2 protein-coding genes are annotated in these 15892 nt (G+C 68.7%); both read left to right on the forward strand.

The window, feature by feature from the left end:
• Nucleotides 1–64 precede the first annotated feature (64 nt).
• Nucleotides 65–13936 (forward strand): SPM autocatalytic domain-containing protein, encoded by a 13872-nt coding sequence (locus FKP22_RS00420; RefSeq protein ID WP_141284092.1) that lies wholly within the window; start codon nucleotides 65–67, stop codon nucleotides 13934–13936.
• Between the two features lie 298 nt (nucleotides 13937–14234).
• A complete protein-coding gene (locus FKP22_RS00425) occupies nucleotides 14235–15713 on the forward strand; it encodes a serine hydrolase domain-containing protein (protein WP_141284094.1) in 1479 nt (492 codons plus the stop codon).
• The last annotated feature ends 179 nt before the right edge of the window (nucleotides 15714–15892 follow it).

Genomic DNA, 15892 nt, shown 5'->3' on the forward strand with positions numbered 1-15892 from the left:
GGTAGCAGTCGCGCCGCGACGCCGGCTCGTTCCATTTGAGATCACAAGTTAAAGGACATCTGTCATGGCCACCACTGTTCCGACCCTGACCACTGATCAGATCGCAGCTCTCTCGACCGCTGCCGTCGCCGCGCTGACCACCGAAGACTGGGCCGCGTTCAGCAATGCGCAGATCCAGGCCCTGGGCACCGCGCAGGCCGCCGCCATCTCCAGCAGCGGCATTGCCGCCATGAGCGGCAGCCAGCTCGCCGCCTTCGGCACGGCAGATTTCTCGATGCTGAAGACCGCCGCCATCAAGGCGCTGACGGACGCGCAGCTCGCCGCCCTGACGACCGACCAGTTCGTCGCCATGTCCACCGGCCAGGTGGCCGTGCTGACCAGCTCGCAGATCGCCGGCCTGGCCACGAACCAGCTTGACTCGCTGAGCACCGGCCAGTTCGCCGCCATGACCAGCCTGCAGGTCGCCTCCATGACCGCCACCCAGGTGGCCGCGCTGGAAAGCGTGGACGTGGCTGCGCTGAGCACCGCCGCGATCAAGGGCATGACGGCCGACGCCGTCACCGCGCTGACCAGCACCCAGGCTGCCGCGCTGACCAGCGCGCAAGTCGCCTCGCTGAGCAGCACCCAGATCGCCGCGATGGACGTGGTGGACCTGCAGCAGCTGAGCGCCGACAAGATCCGCGCCATCGGCACCGCCGCCATCAAGGGCCTCAGCGCTGACCAGGTCGGTGGCCTGACCAGCGTCCAGGCCGCCGCGCTGGGCACCGCCCAGCTGGCCGCCATCGGCTCTGACCAGCTGAGCTCGCTGAGCACCGCCAACGTTGCTGCCCTGAGCTCGACCCAGATCGGCGCGCTGAGCAGCGCGCAAGTCGCCGCGATGAGCAATGCGCAAGTCGCCGCCATCGAAACCGCTGACGTCGTCGCGCTGGGCACGGCCGCCGTCAAGGCCTTGAACGCCGACCAGCTCGGCGCCATGACCACCGCGCAGTACGCCGCGCTGAGCACCGCCCAGACGGCAGCGCTGAGCACCACCCAGCTGCAAAGCCTCTCCACCGACCACCTGAACGCACTGGGCACCGCCCAGTTCGCCGCCATGAGCAGCGCCCAGGTGGCTTCGCTGTCGGCCGACCAGGTCGCCAAGCTCGAAACCGCCGACGTCGCTGCGCTGAGCACCGCCGCCGTCAAGACCCTGGGCGCCGATGCGCTGGGCGCATTGACCACCGCGCAAGTGGTGGCCATGAGCTCGGCCCAGCTGGCCCAGCTCGCCAGCAACCAGCTCGCCGCGATGAGCAGCGCCGCCATTGGCGCCATCGAAACCGCCGACATGGCCGCCATCAGCGTCACCGTGCTGAAGGGCCTGTCGGCCGACCAAGTCGGTGCGCTGAAGACCGCCCAGATCGCCGCCTTGAGCACCGCCCAGGTCGCCGCCTTGAGCGCTGACCAGGTCTCCGGCCTGAACACCGCCAACATCGCCGCACTGAGCTCCACCCAGGTCGGCACGCTGACCTCGGCCCAGCTCGGCGCGCTGAGCAGCACCCAGCTGGCCGCGATTGACACTGCCGACATCGGCGCCATCAGCACCGCGGTGCTGAAGACCCTGTCGGCCGACCAGTTCGCCACGCTGGGCACCGCCCAGCTGGCCGCGCTGAGCACCGCGCAAGTCGCCTCGCTGAGCGCCAACCAGCTGGCCGCGCTGGACACCGCCCACCTGGACGCGCTGACCACGGTTCAATACGCCGCGATGGGCAGCGCCCAGGTGGCCGCCATCACCGCCACCCAGGCCGCCAAGCTCGAAACCGCCGACCTGGCCGCGATCAACACCGCCGCCATCAAGGGCCTGAGCGTTGACGCCATCGGCGCGCTGACCACCGACCAGGTCAAGTACATGACTTCCGCCCAGGTGGCACAGCTGTCCAGCACCCAGCTGGGCGCGCTGACCGCAGGCGACGTGGGCGTGCTGAGCACCGCTGACATCACCGCCATCAGCACCGCCGCGATGAAGGGCCTGTCGGCCGACCAGATCGGCGGCCTGAACTCCCAGCAAGCCGCTGCGCTGAGCACCGCGCAAGTCGCGGCTTTGAGCAACGACCAGATCGCCGGCCTGTCGACCGCCAACATCGCCGCCCTGGGTTCCAACCAGATCGGCACGCTGAGCAGCGGCCAGTTGGCTGCGCTGAGCAGCACGCAGCTGGGCGCCATCGAGACGGCCGACATCAAGGCCATCTCCACCGCCGCGCTGAAGGCCTTGAGCCCGGACGTGCTGGGCAGCATGACTTCCGGCCAGCTGGCCGCGCTGACCACCGCGCAAGTCGCGGTGCTGAGCAACCAGCAGCTCTCCGGCCTGGCCACCGACGACCTGAACGCGCTGACCACGCTGCAGTTCTCCTCGCTGAGCAGCGGCCAGGTGGCCGCCTTGTCGGCTGACCAGGTGGCCAAGCTGGAGACGGCCGACGTGGCCGCCCTCGGCACCGCCGCGCTGAAGGGCCTGGGCAACGACGCGATGAACGCGCTGACCGCAGCGCAAGTCACGGCCATGGGCTCGGCCCAGCTGGCTGCGCTGAGCAGCGGCCAACTGGCGCAGATGAGCACCGCCGCTGTCGCCGCAATCGAGACCTCCGACCTGAAGAACATGGGCACGGCCACGCTGGCCGGCCTGACGGCTGACCAGCTGTCGCACCTGACGACCGCCCAGGTCGCCGCGCTGACCGCCGGCCAGATCGGCGCCCTGAAGGCCGAGCAGGTCGCCAACCTGACCGCAGGTGACGTGACCGCGCTGAGCTCCACGCAAGTGGGTGCGCTGACCAGCGCCCAGCTGGGCGCGATGAGCACCGCGCAGCTGGTGGCCATCGACTCGGCCGACATGAAGGCCCTCTCGACCGCCGCGCTGAAGGGCCTGAGCGCTGACCAGATCGCCTCGCTGACCACCGCGCAACTGGCCGCGATGAGCACTGCCCAGAGCGCCGCCCTGGGCAGCGCCCAGCTCGGCAGCCTGAGCAGCGACAACCTGAACTCGTTGAGCACCTCGACCTTCGCCAACCTGACCAGCGCGCAAGTCGCCGGCCTCACGGTCAGCCAGGTCGCCAACCTCGCGACCAAAGACCTCGCCGCCATCGGCACCGCTGCGCTGAAGGGCCTGAGCAACGACGACATGGCTGCGCTGACCACCGGTCAGGTGGCTGCCATGACCAGCAACCAGATCGCCGCGCTGAGCACCGGCCAGCTGGCTGCGCTGAACACGGCCGACATTGCGGCCATCGAGACCATCGACATCAAGGCGCTGGCCACCGGCGCCCTGGCCGGCCTCACGGCAGACCAGGTCGGCGCGCTGACCGGCGCGCAAGTGGGTGTGCTGAGCACCAACCAGATCGCCGCGCTGACACCCGGCCAGATGTCCGGCATGAGCACCGCCGGCGTGGTTGGCCTGACTTCGGCGCAAGTCGCCGTGCTGACGACCGCGCAAGTCGCCGCGATGGGCACGGCCCAGGTGGCCGCCATCGAGAGCGGTGACCTGAAGGCCTTGTCCACCGCCGCCATCAAGGTGATGAGCGTCGACCAGGTCAGCCACCTCACCAGCGGCCAGCTCGGCGCGCTGACGACCGACCAGGTCGCCGTGCTGAGCGCCGACCAGCTCGGCTCGCTGGGCTCCACCGCGCTGAACGCGATGGGCACCAGCCAGTTCGCCACCCTCACCAGCGCCCAGGTCGCAGGCCTCACCGCCGCGCAAGTGGCCAAGCTGGAAACGGCCGACCTGGCCGCACTGAACACCACCGCGCTGAAGGGCCTGAGCGCTGACGGCATGGCCGGCCTGTCGACCGCCCAGGTCGCCGGCCTGACCAGCACCCAGGTGGGCGCGCTCAGCAGCACCCAGCTGGCCGCGCTGACGCCCGCCAACATCGCGATCATCGAAACCGTCGACATCAAGGCCCTGAGCACCGCCGCCCTGGCCGGCCTCAGCTCGGCCCAGGTCGATGCGCTGACTTCCACCCAGCTGGCCGTGCTGAGCTCGGCCCAGATCGCCGCGCTGACGGTGGACCCGTCCTCGCTGGGCGGCCTGTCGACCGCCGACATCGTGGCCATGACCTCGACCCAGGTCGGTGGCCTGACCTCGGCCCAGGTGGCCGCGATGAGCACCGCCCAGCTGGCGGCCATCGAGACCGCCGACATCAAGGCCCTCTCGACCGCCGCGCTGCACGCGCTCAGCGCCGACCAGCTGAACAACCTGACCACCGCGCAGATGGCCGCGCTGAGCTCCGGCCAGATTGCCGGCTTCAGCAACGACCAGCTGGCCGCCCTGTCCACCGCCAACCTGAACGCGCTGGGCACCGCCCAGTTCGCTGCGCTGACCAGCGCCCAGGTGGGCGCGCTGACGGCCGCGCAAGTCGCCAAGCTGGAGACCGCCGACCTGGCGGCCATCGGCACGGCTGCGCTGAAGGGCCTGAACATTGACGACATGGCTGCGCTGACGACCGCACAGGTCGCCGGCCTGACCAGCACGCAAGTCGCGGCGCTGAGCAGCGGCCAGGTCAACGCACTGACCACCGCTGACGTGGCAGCCATCGAAACCGTGGACCTGAAGGCGATGGGCTCGGCCCAGCTGAAGGGCTTCTCGGCTGACCAGATCGCTGCGCTAACCAGCACCCAGGTGGGCGCCCTGGCCACCAGCCAGCTGACCGCGCTGAGCTCCGACCAGGTCGCAGGCCTGTCGGCCGCCAGCCTGGCCGGGCTGACCTCCACGCAGGCTGCTGCGCTCTCCGGCGCGCAACTGGCCGCGATGAGCTCGACCCAGCTCGACGCGATCCCGACCGGCGACATGAAGTCGCTGAGCACCGCTGCGCTGAAGGCACTGAGCGCCGACCAGGTCGGCTCGCTGACGACGGCCCAGCTGGCCGCGCTGAGCACCGACCAGATCGCCGTGCTGGGCACCGCCGCACTGGCAGGCTTGTCGACGAGCAACCTCGACGCGATGAGCACCGCGCAGTTCGCCACGCTGAACAGCGCCCAGATCGCTGCGCTGACGCCTGACCAGGTGGCCAAGCTGAGCACGGCCGACCTGGCGGCGATCAACACCGCCGCCATCAAGGGCCTGAGCGCCGACGGCATGGCCTCGCTGAGCTCCACGCAAGTGGCGGCCATGACGTCCAACCAAGTGGGCTCGCTGAGCAGCACCCAGGTGGGCGCGCTGACGAACGCCGCCATCGCCGGCATCGAAACCGTGGACATCAAGAACCTGTCGACCGCCGCACTGAAGGGCCTCACGGCCACTCAGGCTGGCGCGCTGACGGGTGCCCAGGCCACCGCGCTGGGCACCGCCCAGGTCGCCGCGCTGAGCAGCGACCAGGTCGCCGGCCTGTCCACCGCCGCCGTGGTCGGCCTGACCTCGGCCCAGTTCAACACCCTGGGCAGCGCCCAGCTGGGTGCGATGAGCACCGCGCAGCTGGCCGCCATCGAAACGGCCGACATCAAGGGCCTTGCCACTGCCGCGCTGAAGGGCCTGAGCGCTGACCAGCTCAACAGCTTCGGCACCGGCCAACTGGCCGTGCTGACGACCGACCAGGTCGGCGCGTTGACCACCGCCCAGCTGAGCGGCCTGAACAGCACCCACCTGAACGCGCTGAGCACCGCCCAGTTCGCTGCGATGAGCAGCGCCCAGGTGGCGGGCCTCTCGGCCGACCAGGTCGCGAAGATGGAGTCCGCTGACCTCGCGGCCCTGAACACCGCTGCACTGAAGGGCCTGAGCAACGACGCGATGGCCGCGCTGACCACCGCCGAAGTGGCCGGCCTGAGCTCCAACCAGGTCAGCGCACTGGGCAGCGGCCAAGTGGCTGCACTGACCACCGCCGGCATCGCCGCCATCGAAACGGTTGACCTGAAGGCGCTGGGCACCGCGGCGCTGAAGGGCCTGTCGGCCGACCAGATGGGCGCGCTGACCAGCGTGCAGGTCGCCGCCTTGACCACCGGCCAGCTGGCCGCGCTGGGCAGCGACCAGGTCGCTGGCCTGTCGGCCGCCGGCATCGCTGGCCTCACCTCGACCCAAGCCGCGGCGCTGACCGGCTCGCAACTGGCCGCGATGAACAGCGCCCAGCTGGACGCCATCGCCACCGGCGACATCAAGTCCATCACCACCGCTGCACTGCATGCGCTGAGCGCCGACCAGGTGGCCACGCTGACGACGGCCCAGCTGGCTGCCCTGAGCACCGACCAGATCGCCTCGATGGGCTCGGCCGCACTGGCCAACCTGTCCACCGCCAGTCTCAACGCACTGGGCAGCAGCCAGTTCGCGGTGCTGACCAGTGCCCAGGTCGCCGCGATGACGGCCGACCAAGTCGCCAAGCTCACCACCGGTGACCTGGCCTCGATCAACTCGGCCGCCATCAAGGGCCTGAGCGCGGACGGCGTGGCCGCACTGAGCACCGACCAGGTTGTGGCCCTGACCTCCGGCCAGATGGGCGCGCTGGGCAGCAGCCAACTGGCCGCGATGACGACCGCCGGCATCCGCGCGATCGAGACCGTGGACCTGAAGAACCTTTCCACCGCTGCGCTGAAGGGCCTGTCGGCCGACCAGGTGGGCGCACTGACGGGGGCACAAGCCACCGCGATGACGACCGCCCAAGTGGCCGCGCTGAGCGCTGACCAGGTCTCCGGCCTGGGCACCGCCGCAGTCGTGGGCCTGACCTCGGCCCAGATCAACACGCTGGGCAGTGCCCAGCTGGCTGCGATGAGCACCGCGCAACTGGCGGCCATCGAAACCGGCGACATGAAGGGCATTTCCACCGCTGCGCTGAAGGCCTTGAACGCCGACCAGCTCGGCGGCCTGGGCACCGCCCAGATGGCTGCGCTGTCGACCGACCAGGTCGCCGCGCTGACGACCGCCCAGCTGAACGGCCTGAGCTCGACCAACCTGAACGCCCTGACCAGCGCGCAATTCGCCACGCTGAGCAGCGCCCAGGTGGCCGCGCTGACGCCGGACCAGGTGGCCAAGATGGAGAGCGCTGACCTCGCCGCCCTCAGCACCGCCGCACTGAAGGGCCTGAGCGCTGACGCGATGGCCGTGCTGACCACGGCCGAAGTCGCCGGCCTGACCTCCAACCAGGTCGCCGCACTGAGCACCGCCCAGGTGGCGGCGCTGACGACGGCTGACGTGGCGGTCATCGAGACGGTGGACATCAAGGCCCTGAGCACCGGCGCCTTTGCCGCGCTGAGCGCCGAACAGGTCGGCGCGCTGACGGCTGGCCAGATCGGTGCGCTGAGCACCGGCCAGATCGCCGCCATCGGTGCCAACCAGTTCGCTGGCATGAGCACCGCCGGCATCGTCGGCCTGAGTTCCAACCAGGTTGCCGCGCTGTCCACCGCGCAAGTCGCGGCGCTGAGCACCGCGCAGCTGGCCGCCATTGAATCGGGCGACATCAAGGCCCTGTCCACCGGCGCGCTGAAGGCGCTGAGCGTGGACCAGTTCGGCGCCTTGACCAGCACCCAGCTGGGCGCGCTGACCTCCGCGCAAACCGCAGTGCTGAGCTCTGACCAGCTCGGCGTGCTGGGCACGGCCGCGCTGAACGCGATTGGCAGCGCACAGTTCGCTGGCATGACCAGCGCCCAGGTGGCCGGGCTGACCGCCGGCCAGGTCGCCAAGATGGAGACCGCCGACCTTGCCGCCATCGGCACCGCCGCCCTGAAGGGCCTGGGTGTGGACCAGATGGCCGTGCTGACGACTGCGCAAGTGGCAGGCCTGGGCTCGGCGCAAGTGGCCGCGCTGAGCAGCGCCCAGATCGGCGCCTTGAGCACCGCCAACATTGCCGCCATCGAGACGGTGGACCTGAAGGCGATGAGCACCGCCGCACTGGCCGGCCTGAGCTCGGCGCAAGTGGACGCGCTGACCTCCTCGCAGCTGGCCGTGCTGAGCTCCGCCCAGATCGCCGCGCTGCCGTTCGACCCGGTGGCCTCGCTGGCCGGCCTGAGCACGACCGACATCGTCAACCTGACCTCGACTCAAGTGGGCGCGCTGACCTCCGGCCAGATCGCCTCGCTGACCAGCACCCAGCTGGACGCCATCGAGACGGCCGACATCAAGGCCTTGTCCACCGCCGTGCTGCGCGCCATGAGCGCTGACCAGCTGAACACGCTGACGACGGCACAGATGGCCGCGTTGACGACCACCCAGGTTGGCGCGCTGAGCACCGACCAACTGGCCAACCTGAGCTCGACCAACCTCAACGCGCTGACCACCGCGGACTTCGCGAACATGGGCAGCGCCCAGATCGCCGCGCTGTCTGGCGACCAGATCGCCAAGCTGGAGACGGCCGACCTGGCCGCGCTGAGCACCGCCGCGCTGAAGGGCCTGGTTGCAGACGACATCAACCAGCTGTCCACCGCGCAAGTGGCCGGCCTGACGAGCACGCAAGTGGGCGCGCTGAGCTCGGCCCAGCTGAGCGGCCTGACGACGGCCGCCGTGGCCGCCATCGAGACCGTGGACATCAAGGCGCTGAGCACCGGCGCACTGGCCGGCCTGTCGGCTGACCAGGTCGGTGCCCTGACGGCGGCGCAAGTCGGCGTGATGGCCACCGAGCAGGTGGCGGCGCTGTCGCCCAGCGTGTTCGCCGGCCTGAGCACGGCCGCCATCGTCGGCCTGACCTCGAACCAGGTCGGCGCGCTGAGCACCGCGCAAGTCACAGCGCTGAGCAACGCCCAGCTGGCCGCGATTGAAACCGCGGACCTGAAGGCCATGTCCACCGCCGCGGTCAAGGCCCTGACGGCCGACCAGTTCGGCAACCTGACCAGCAGCCAGCTGGCCGCGCTGACGACCGCCCAGGTCGCCGTGCTGGGCACTGCCCAGCTGTCCAACCTGAGCAGCACCAACCTCAACGCGATGGGCACCGCCCAGTTCGCCGCCATGGGCAGCGCCCAGGTGGCCGGGCTGACGGGTGACCAGGTCGCCAAGATGGAGTCCCAGGACCTGGCCGCGCTGAGCACCGCCGCGATGAAGGGCCTGTCGGCCGACGCGATGGCCATGCTGGGCACGACGCAGGTCGCAGGCCTCAGCTCGCTGCAGGTCTCGGCGCTGACCAGCACCCAGCTGGGCGCGCTGACCACCGCCGGCATCGCCGCGATGGAAACGGTTGACGTCAAGCAGCTCAGCACCGCCGCGCTGGATGGCCTGTCGGCCGACCAGGTCGGTGCGCTGACCGCGGGCCAGATGGCCGCGCTGAGCACCGCCCAGATCGCCTCGCTGGGCAGCAGCCAGCTGGCCGGCCTGAGCACCGCGGCCGTGGCCGGCATGAGCTCGGCCCAGATCGGCACGCTGAGCAGCACCCAGATCGCCAGTCTGGGCACCGCCCAGATCGCCGCGATCGAAACCGCCGACATCAAGGCCCTGGGCACTGCCGCACTGCATTCGCTGAACGTTGACCAGATCGGCGCGATGACCAGCGGCCAGTTCGCTGCGCTGACGACCGACCAGGCCACCGCGCTGACCTCCGAGCAGCTCAATGTGCTCGGCACCGCGGTGCTGAACGCCCTGGGCAGCGCGCAGTTCGCCGCGATGAACAGCGCGCAGATCAGCGGCCTGACCGCCGCGCAAGTGGCCAAGATGGATACTGCCGACGTGGCCGCCATCAGCACCGCTGCGCTGAAGGGCCTGGGCGTTGACGGGATGGCCGCGCTGACCTCCGACCAGGTCGTCGCGCTGAACACCGCGCAAGTCGGCTCGCTGAGCAGCGTGCAGCTGGCAGCGCTGACGACCGGCGACGTGGCCGCCATCGAGACCGTGGACCTGAAGGCCATCGGCACCGCAGCATTGCGCGGTCTGACGGCTGACCAGATCGGCGGCCTGACGGCCGGCCAGGTCGGCGCGATGACCACCGCGCAGATCAACTCGCTGACCGCCGACCAGGTGGCCGGCATGACCACCGCTGCGGTGCATGGCCTGACCTCCACCCAGCTGGGCGTGCTGACCAGCGACCAGATCGCCGCGATGAGCTCGGCACAGCTGGCCGCGATGGACACCAGCGACATGAAGTCGCTGAGCACCGCCGCGCTGCATGCGATGTCGCCGGACCAGATCGCCCAGTTCTCGACCTCGCAGATGGCCAGCCTGAGCACGGCGCAAGCCGCGGCGCTGACCTCCGACCAACTCGCCGCCCTCGGCACCGCCAACCTGAACGCGCTGGGCACGGGGCAGTTCGCTGCACTGAACAGCGCCCAGGTGTCGGCACTGACCGGCGCGCAAGTGGCCAAGATGGAGACCGCCGACCTGGCGGCCCTGTCGACCGCAGCGGTCAAGGGCCTGAGCGCTGACGCAATGGCCGCACTGACCACCGACCAGACCGTGGCGCTGACCAGCGCCCAAGTCTCGGCACTGGGCAGCGCGCAGATCGCCGCCATCACCACGGCCGACATCGCCAAGATGGAAGCGGTGGACTTCAAGGCCATCGGCACCGCCGCGATGGCCGGGCTGACCCCTGAACAGGTCGGCGCGCTGACGACCGCCCAGGTCGCCGGCATGACGACCGACCAGGTCAAGGCACTGAGCGCCGACCAACTGGCCGGCCTGACGACGGCCAACCTGGCCGTCCTCGGCTCGGCCCAGTTCAACGCCATCCCGACCGCCCAGCTCGTCACGCTGACGACTGCGCAAATCGCCGCGATCACCACCGCCGACGTGAAGGCCATGACCACCGCCGCGGTGCATGCGCTGGACCCGTCGCAAGTGGCCGCCATGACCACCGCGCAGATCGACGCGATCACCACGGCGCAAGCCGCGGCGCTGACCGCCGACCAGCTGAGCGGCCTGGCCACGGCCAAGCTGAACGCCTTGGGCTCGGCCCAGTTCGGCGCGCTCAACAGCGACCAGGTGGCTGCCCTGTCGGCTGCCCAGGTCGGCAAGCTTGAAACGGCTGACCTGGCCGCGCTGAGCACCACCGCACTGAAGGGCCTGACCGACGTGAGCTTCGCCGCGATGAGCAGCGACCAGATCGTCGGCCTGAGCTCCATCCAGGTGGCTTCGCTGAGCAGCACCCAGCTGGGTGGCATCACCAGCGCCGCGATCGCGAAGATGGAAATCGTCGACGTCAAGGCCCTGAGCACTGCCGCGATGGCCGGCCTGCTGGCCGCCCAGGTCGGCGCACTGAGCTCCGACCAGGTCGCCGCGCTGAGCACGGCCCAGGTGCATGCCCTGAGCGTGGACCAGTTCGCCGGCCTGAGCACCGCCGGTGTGGCCTCGCTGACCTCGGCCCAGGCTGCGGTGTTGACCAGCGACCAGATCGACGCGCTGGGCACCGCACAGCTGCTCGCGCTGAGCACCAACGCCATCAAGACCCTGACCACGGCCGCGCTGACCGCGCTGGTGGCTGGCGACGTGGGCGCCCTGTCCACCGACCAGGTGCAGGCGCTGACGACCGCCCAGCTGCACAGCATGGGCAGCGACCAGGTCGCCGGCCTGACGACCGCCGGTGTCGTGGCCCTGACGTCCGCGCAAGTGGGCGCCATGACCTCGGATCAGCTCAACGGGCTGTCCACCACCCAGCTGACCAAGCTGGAAGTGGGTGACATCAAGGCGATTGCCACCGAAGCCATCGCCGGCCTCGCCGTGGCCTCGGTTGCCGCACTGACGACAGACCAGGTCGTCGGCCTGAGCACCCAGCAAGCCTACGCGCTGACCAGCGACCAACTCGGCGGCATGACCTCGACCCAGCTGGGCGCGATCGAAACCGCCGATGTCAAGGCACTCAGCGTGGGCGCACTGGCAGGGCTCAGCTCGGCCGACGTGGCCGCACTGGGCGCCACCCAGGTCGCCGCGATGACCACCGCGCAGATCCACGCACTGACCAGCGACCAGGTCCCTGGCCTGAGCACCGCCGCCCTGGTGGCCATGACCTCCAGCCAGTTCGCCGCGATGACCAGCGAGCAGCTGAACGCGTTGACCAGCACCCAGATCAGCAAGATCGAGGCAGCGGACATCAAGTCCATCGCCACCGACGCGCTGCACGGCCTGGGCAGCACCGCGATCAGCGGCCTGACGACCGACCAGATCGTCGCCATCAGCACGGTGCAGGCAGCAGCGCTGACCAGCGACCAGCTGGGCGTGATGAGCTCGGTGCAGCTGGCTGCCATCGAATCGGCCGACTTCAAGGCCATCGATGCAGGCGCACTGGCAGGCCTCAGCTCCGCTGACCTGTCGGCCCTGACGGCCGGCCAGGTCGGCGCGATGACCACCACGCAGATCGACGCCATCGGCACCGCGCAGATTGCCGGCCTGAGCAGCGACGCGATCATTGCGCTCACGTCGACCCAGATCGCCGTGCTGAGCAGCGACCAGGTCAACGCGATGAGCACCGCGCAGATCGCCAAGATCGAGCTGGGCGACATCAAGGCCCTGAGCGCCGACACGCTCAACGGCCTGGACGCCACCCACCTGCATGCACTGACGACCGACCAGATCGTCGCCCTGAGCACCACCCAGGCCGCCGCGCTGACCAGCACCCAGCTGCATGCGATGAGCTCGGACCAACTGGCCGCCATTGAAACGGTGGACCTGAAGGCCATGGTCGGTGGTTCGCTGGACGGCCTCAGCTCGGCCGACGTGGCTGCCCTGGGCACCCACGTTGCCGCACTGAGCACGGCACAGTTCGCCGGTCTGGATGCGACCCAGATCGCCGGCCTGACGACGGACGCCGTCATCGCCCTGAACACCGCTCAGCTCAACACGCTGGACGCCGCCCACCTCAACGCCCTGAGCACCGCTCAGCTGGCCGCGATCGAAGCCGGTGACATGCGCGGCCTGTCGCTGGACGCCATCGGTGCGCTGACCTCGGGGGATCTCGCCTCGCTGAGCAACGCCCAGATCACCGGCATGACCTCGACGCAGATCCAACACCTGGATGCGACGCAGATCGCCGGCTTCACCAGCAGCCAGATCGCGGCCATCGACGTTGCGGACCTGAAGACGCTGGACGCCACCACGCTGGACGGCCTCAGCTCGACCCAGGTGGCAGGCTTCAACGCGGCGCAGATTGCCGGTCTCACGACCGACCAGTTTGTCTCGCTGTCTGCCGCCCAGATCGCCGGCCTGACGACGGACCAGGCGCAGTCCCTGACCAACGCCCAGATCCATGCGATGACTTCCGACCAGATCTCCGGTCTGTCCTCGGCGGACATCGCGGCGATGAGCGCCAGCCAGGCCTCGGCCTTCACCCAGGCGACCAAGGACGCCATGGACGCCGGCCAGACCACCGCACTGGCCTCGACCCCGATCGTCTTTGACCTGAACGGCGACGGCGTGCACACCACCGCGGCTGCCAACGGTGTCAACTTCGACCTGGACGCGACCGGCACCGCGCACAAGGTCGGCTGGGTGGATTCCACCGACGGCCTGCTGGCCATGGACCGCAACGGGGACGGCACCATCAACAATGGCTCCGAACTCTTCGGCTCGGCCACGCAGACGGCCACCGGCAAGGCCACCGACGGCTTCGCCGCCATGAGCTCGATGGACAGCAACAGCGACGGCCTGCTGAACGCGTCGGACATCAACTTCGACAAGCTCAAGCTGTGGGTCGACGCCAACCACGACGGCGTGAGCGAAGCGGGTGAACTGAAGAGCCTGTCCGACTACGGCATCGTCTCGATCAACCTGCACGCCCAAACCGGCACGGTGACCGACAACGGCAACTTCCTCGGCCTGACCTCCAGCTACACCACCACCGACGGCAGCAAGCACGACGTGGCGGACGTCTGGTTCAACAAGGACAACGGCAAGAGCACCACGGGCACGGCGTCCACCACGCCGACCCTGAACGACCTGCTCGCGTCCCCGGCCGATGCACTGCCCGGCGGTGTCGGCGACGCTGGCACCAGCCACGCCGCCACCACCAACGTGGCCGCCAGCGTCCTGCACCACAAGTCGCTGGAAGACGAACTGCGCGCCAACAGCACCCCGCTGATCTAAGGCACAAGCCCGGCGGGCAAAGGCAGGGCAGGGCACAAGCCCCGTCCTCCACTTGCCCACCAGGCCTCACCCGCAGACCCCAAAACTCGCCGCTGGCGGGTTTTGTTTTTTGGGCTCGCGCGGCGCGTTGGCCGGGCGAGCGTTTTCAAAAAAAAACCAGCGCCAGGCGTCCGGAATCCTCAGCGAGAATCCAATGGCTTTTCAGATGTTGGGGCAGGCGCCGCCTCGTCAGGCACTTTGGCGATGTCTGAAGCGTGATTTATAGTTAAGCTTCAAGCTCGAACGGCAATGGATATAAATGCACGCAGCAGCTCAGAAACGCGTTGTTGGCGCAATCATCGGTTCGGCCTTGTCTGGCTGTGCATTTGTTCAGGTTCCTTCCGTCAGCCCACACACGCGCTACGACAACGCCTTGCGGCAGGCGGTTGCGTTCGAAGGTGCGGCGGAAGCAAAGATGTCGCTGGCCGACCGGATGGCACGCTGGAAGGTGTCGGGGGTGAGTGTCGCCATCATCGACGACTGCCGCATCGTTGAAATCAAAGGCTTCGGGGTCGCTGGTGCAAACGGGCATGCAGTCAGTACACAAACCATATTCCAGGCAGCTTCCGTCACCAAACCCGTGGCGGCCTTCGCCGCATTGCGTTTGGTCGATAAAGGCGTCCTCTCGCTCGACGAAAACGTGAATCTCCATCTGCAAGCGTGGAAGGTTCCGGACACCCCGCTGCTGGCTGGCCATCCAGTCACCCTGCGGAGCATCCTCAGTCACAGTGCCGGCCTCGTTCCCGGTGGCTATGGTGGCTATAAGAAGGGGTCACCGATGCCGACACTGCTCCAGACCCTGGACGGAATCGAACCGGCACGCCCCAAACCGGTCGAGGTTGCCTATACGCCAGGTTCCGAGTGGCGCTACGCTGGCGGCGGCTACCTTGTCGCACAGCTTCTCATGACAGAGAAGACGGGTAAGAGCTTCGATAGCCTCATGCGAGACGAGGTGTTCGTGCCCACCGGCATGCACCACAGCGGCTTCGAGACTCCAGACGGGCAGGATGTGGCGGTCGGCCATGTCGCGGATGGATCGGAAGTCCCGGGGGGCTGGCACATCTATCCCGAGCTAGCGGCGGCAAGCCTGTGGACCACCGCGCCCGATCTCGCCCTGTTCGGCGTGGTGGCAATGAAGGCCGCGCGCCATGACCGCCACGCTCTTCTATCGCCGGGGATTGCCGACCTGATGACGACGGCGCAGATCGGCTCACGCAGTCTCGGCTTTGTTGTCGGCGGCGAAGGCCAAAATCGCCATTTCGGACATGACGGCACGAACGTAGGGTACAACTCCTCACTGATCCTCTACCCCGCGACCTGCCAAGGGGCCGCGATACTGACCAATTCCGACAATGCCAAACCCCTGATCGCCGAACTGCTGCGCGGGATCGCCGACGCGTATGGCTGGCCAGACGCCATGGCCACGCCGGTCGTGGTGCGCACAGAAATCACTGCCTCAGTTTCCGAGAGGTTTGTTGGGACCTATGCGTTCGCCGACATTCAGGGCGTCGATCCATTCAGGATCATTCACGGCCAGGCAGGCGAAGACCTGATCTTCGACCGCGGCGACGGCCACCGTGAACCTCTTTACGCCACGGCGGAAGGTCTGGTGGGCCCGGACAGCGGCATCACCATCAAGGCGGTCACGACCGGAGAAGGCCCGGCTCGGACGATCACCTACACCCGCATCGGCAGGAGCGGTGGCGCGAAAGCGAACCGGCTTCCGACGCCGAACTGATGCAGGCGAGATGATTTCTATAGGCCAGGGTACCAATCGGGACGGGGAAGTCCCTTTCATTCGTTAGACGTCGCATGTCAGCACCCCCGAAATTCACCGGTTCGATCTGGTTTGCAACCGTTGTGGCCCTGTTGGTCTCATTGGGAGCACAAGTGCTGATCGACAACTTGGTGCCTATC

The sequence above is a fragment of the Ideonella azotifigens genome (assembly GCF_006519715.1).
Classification (GTDB): domain Bacteria; phylum Pseudomonadota; class Gammaproteobacteria; order Burkholderiales; family Burkholderiaceae_C; genus Ideonella; species Ideonella azotifigens.

Excerpts from the sequence above, each read along its gene's own strand:
- FKP22_RS00420 (WP_141284092.1), top strand. The coding sequence starts at position 65 with ATGGCCACCACTGTTCCGACCCTGACCACTGATCAGATCGCAGCTCTC.
- FKP22_RS00425 (WP_141284094.1), top strand. The coding sequence starts at position 14,235 with ATGCACGCAGCAGCTCAGAAACGCGTTGTTGGCGCAATCATCGGTTCG.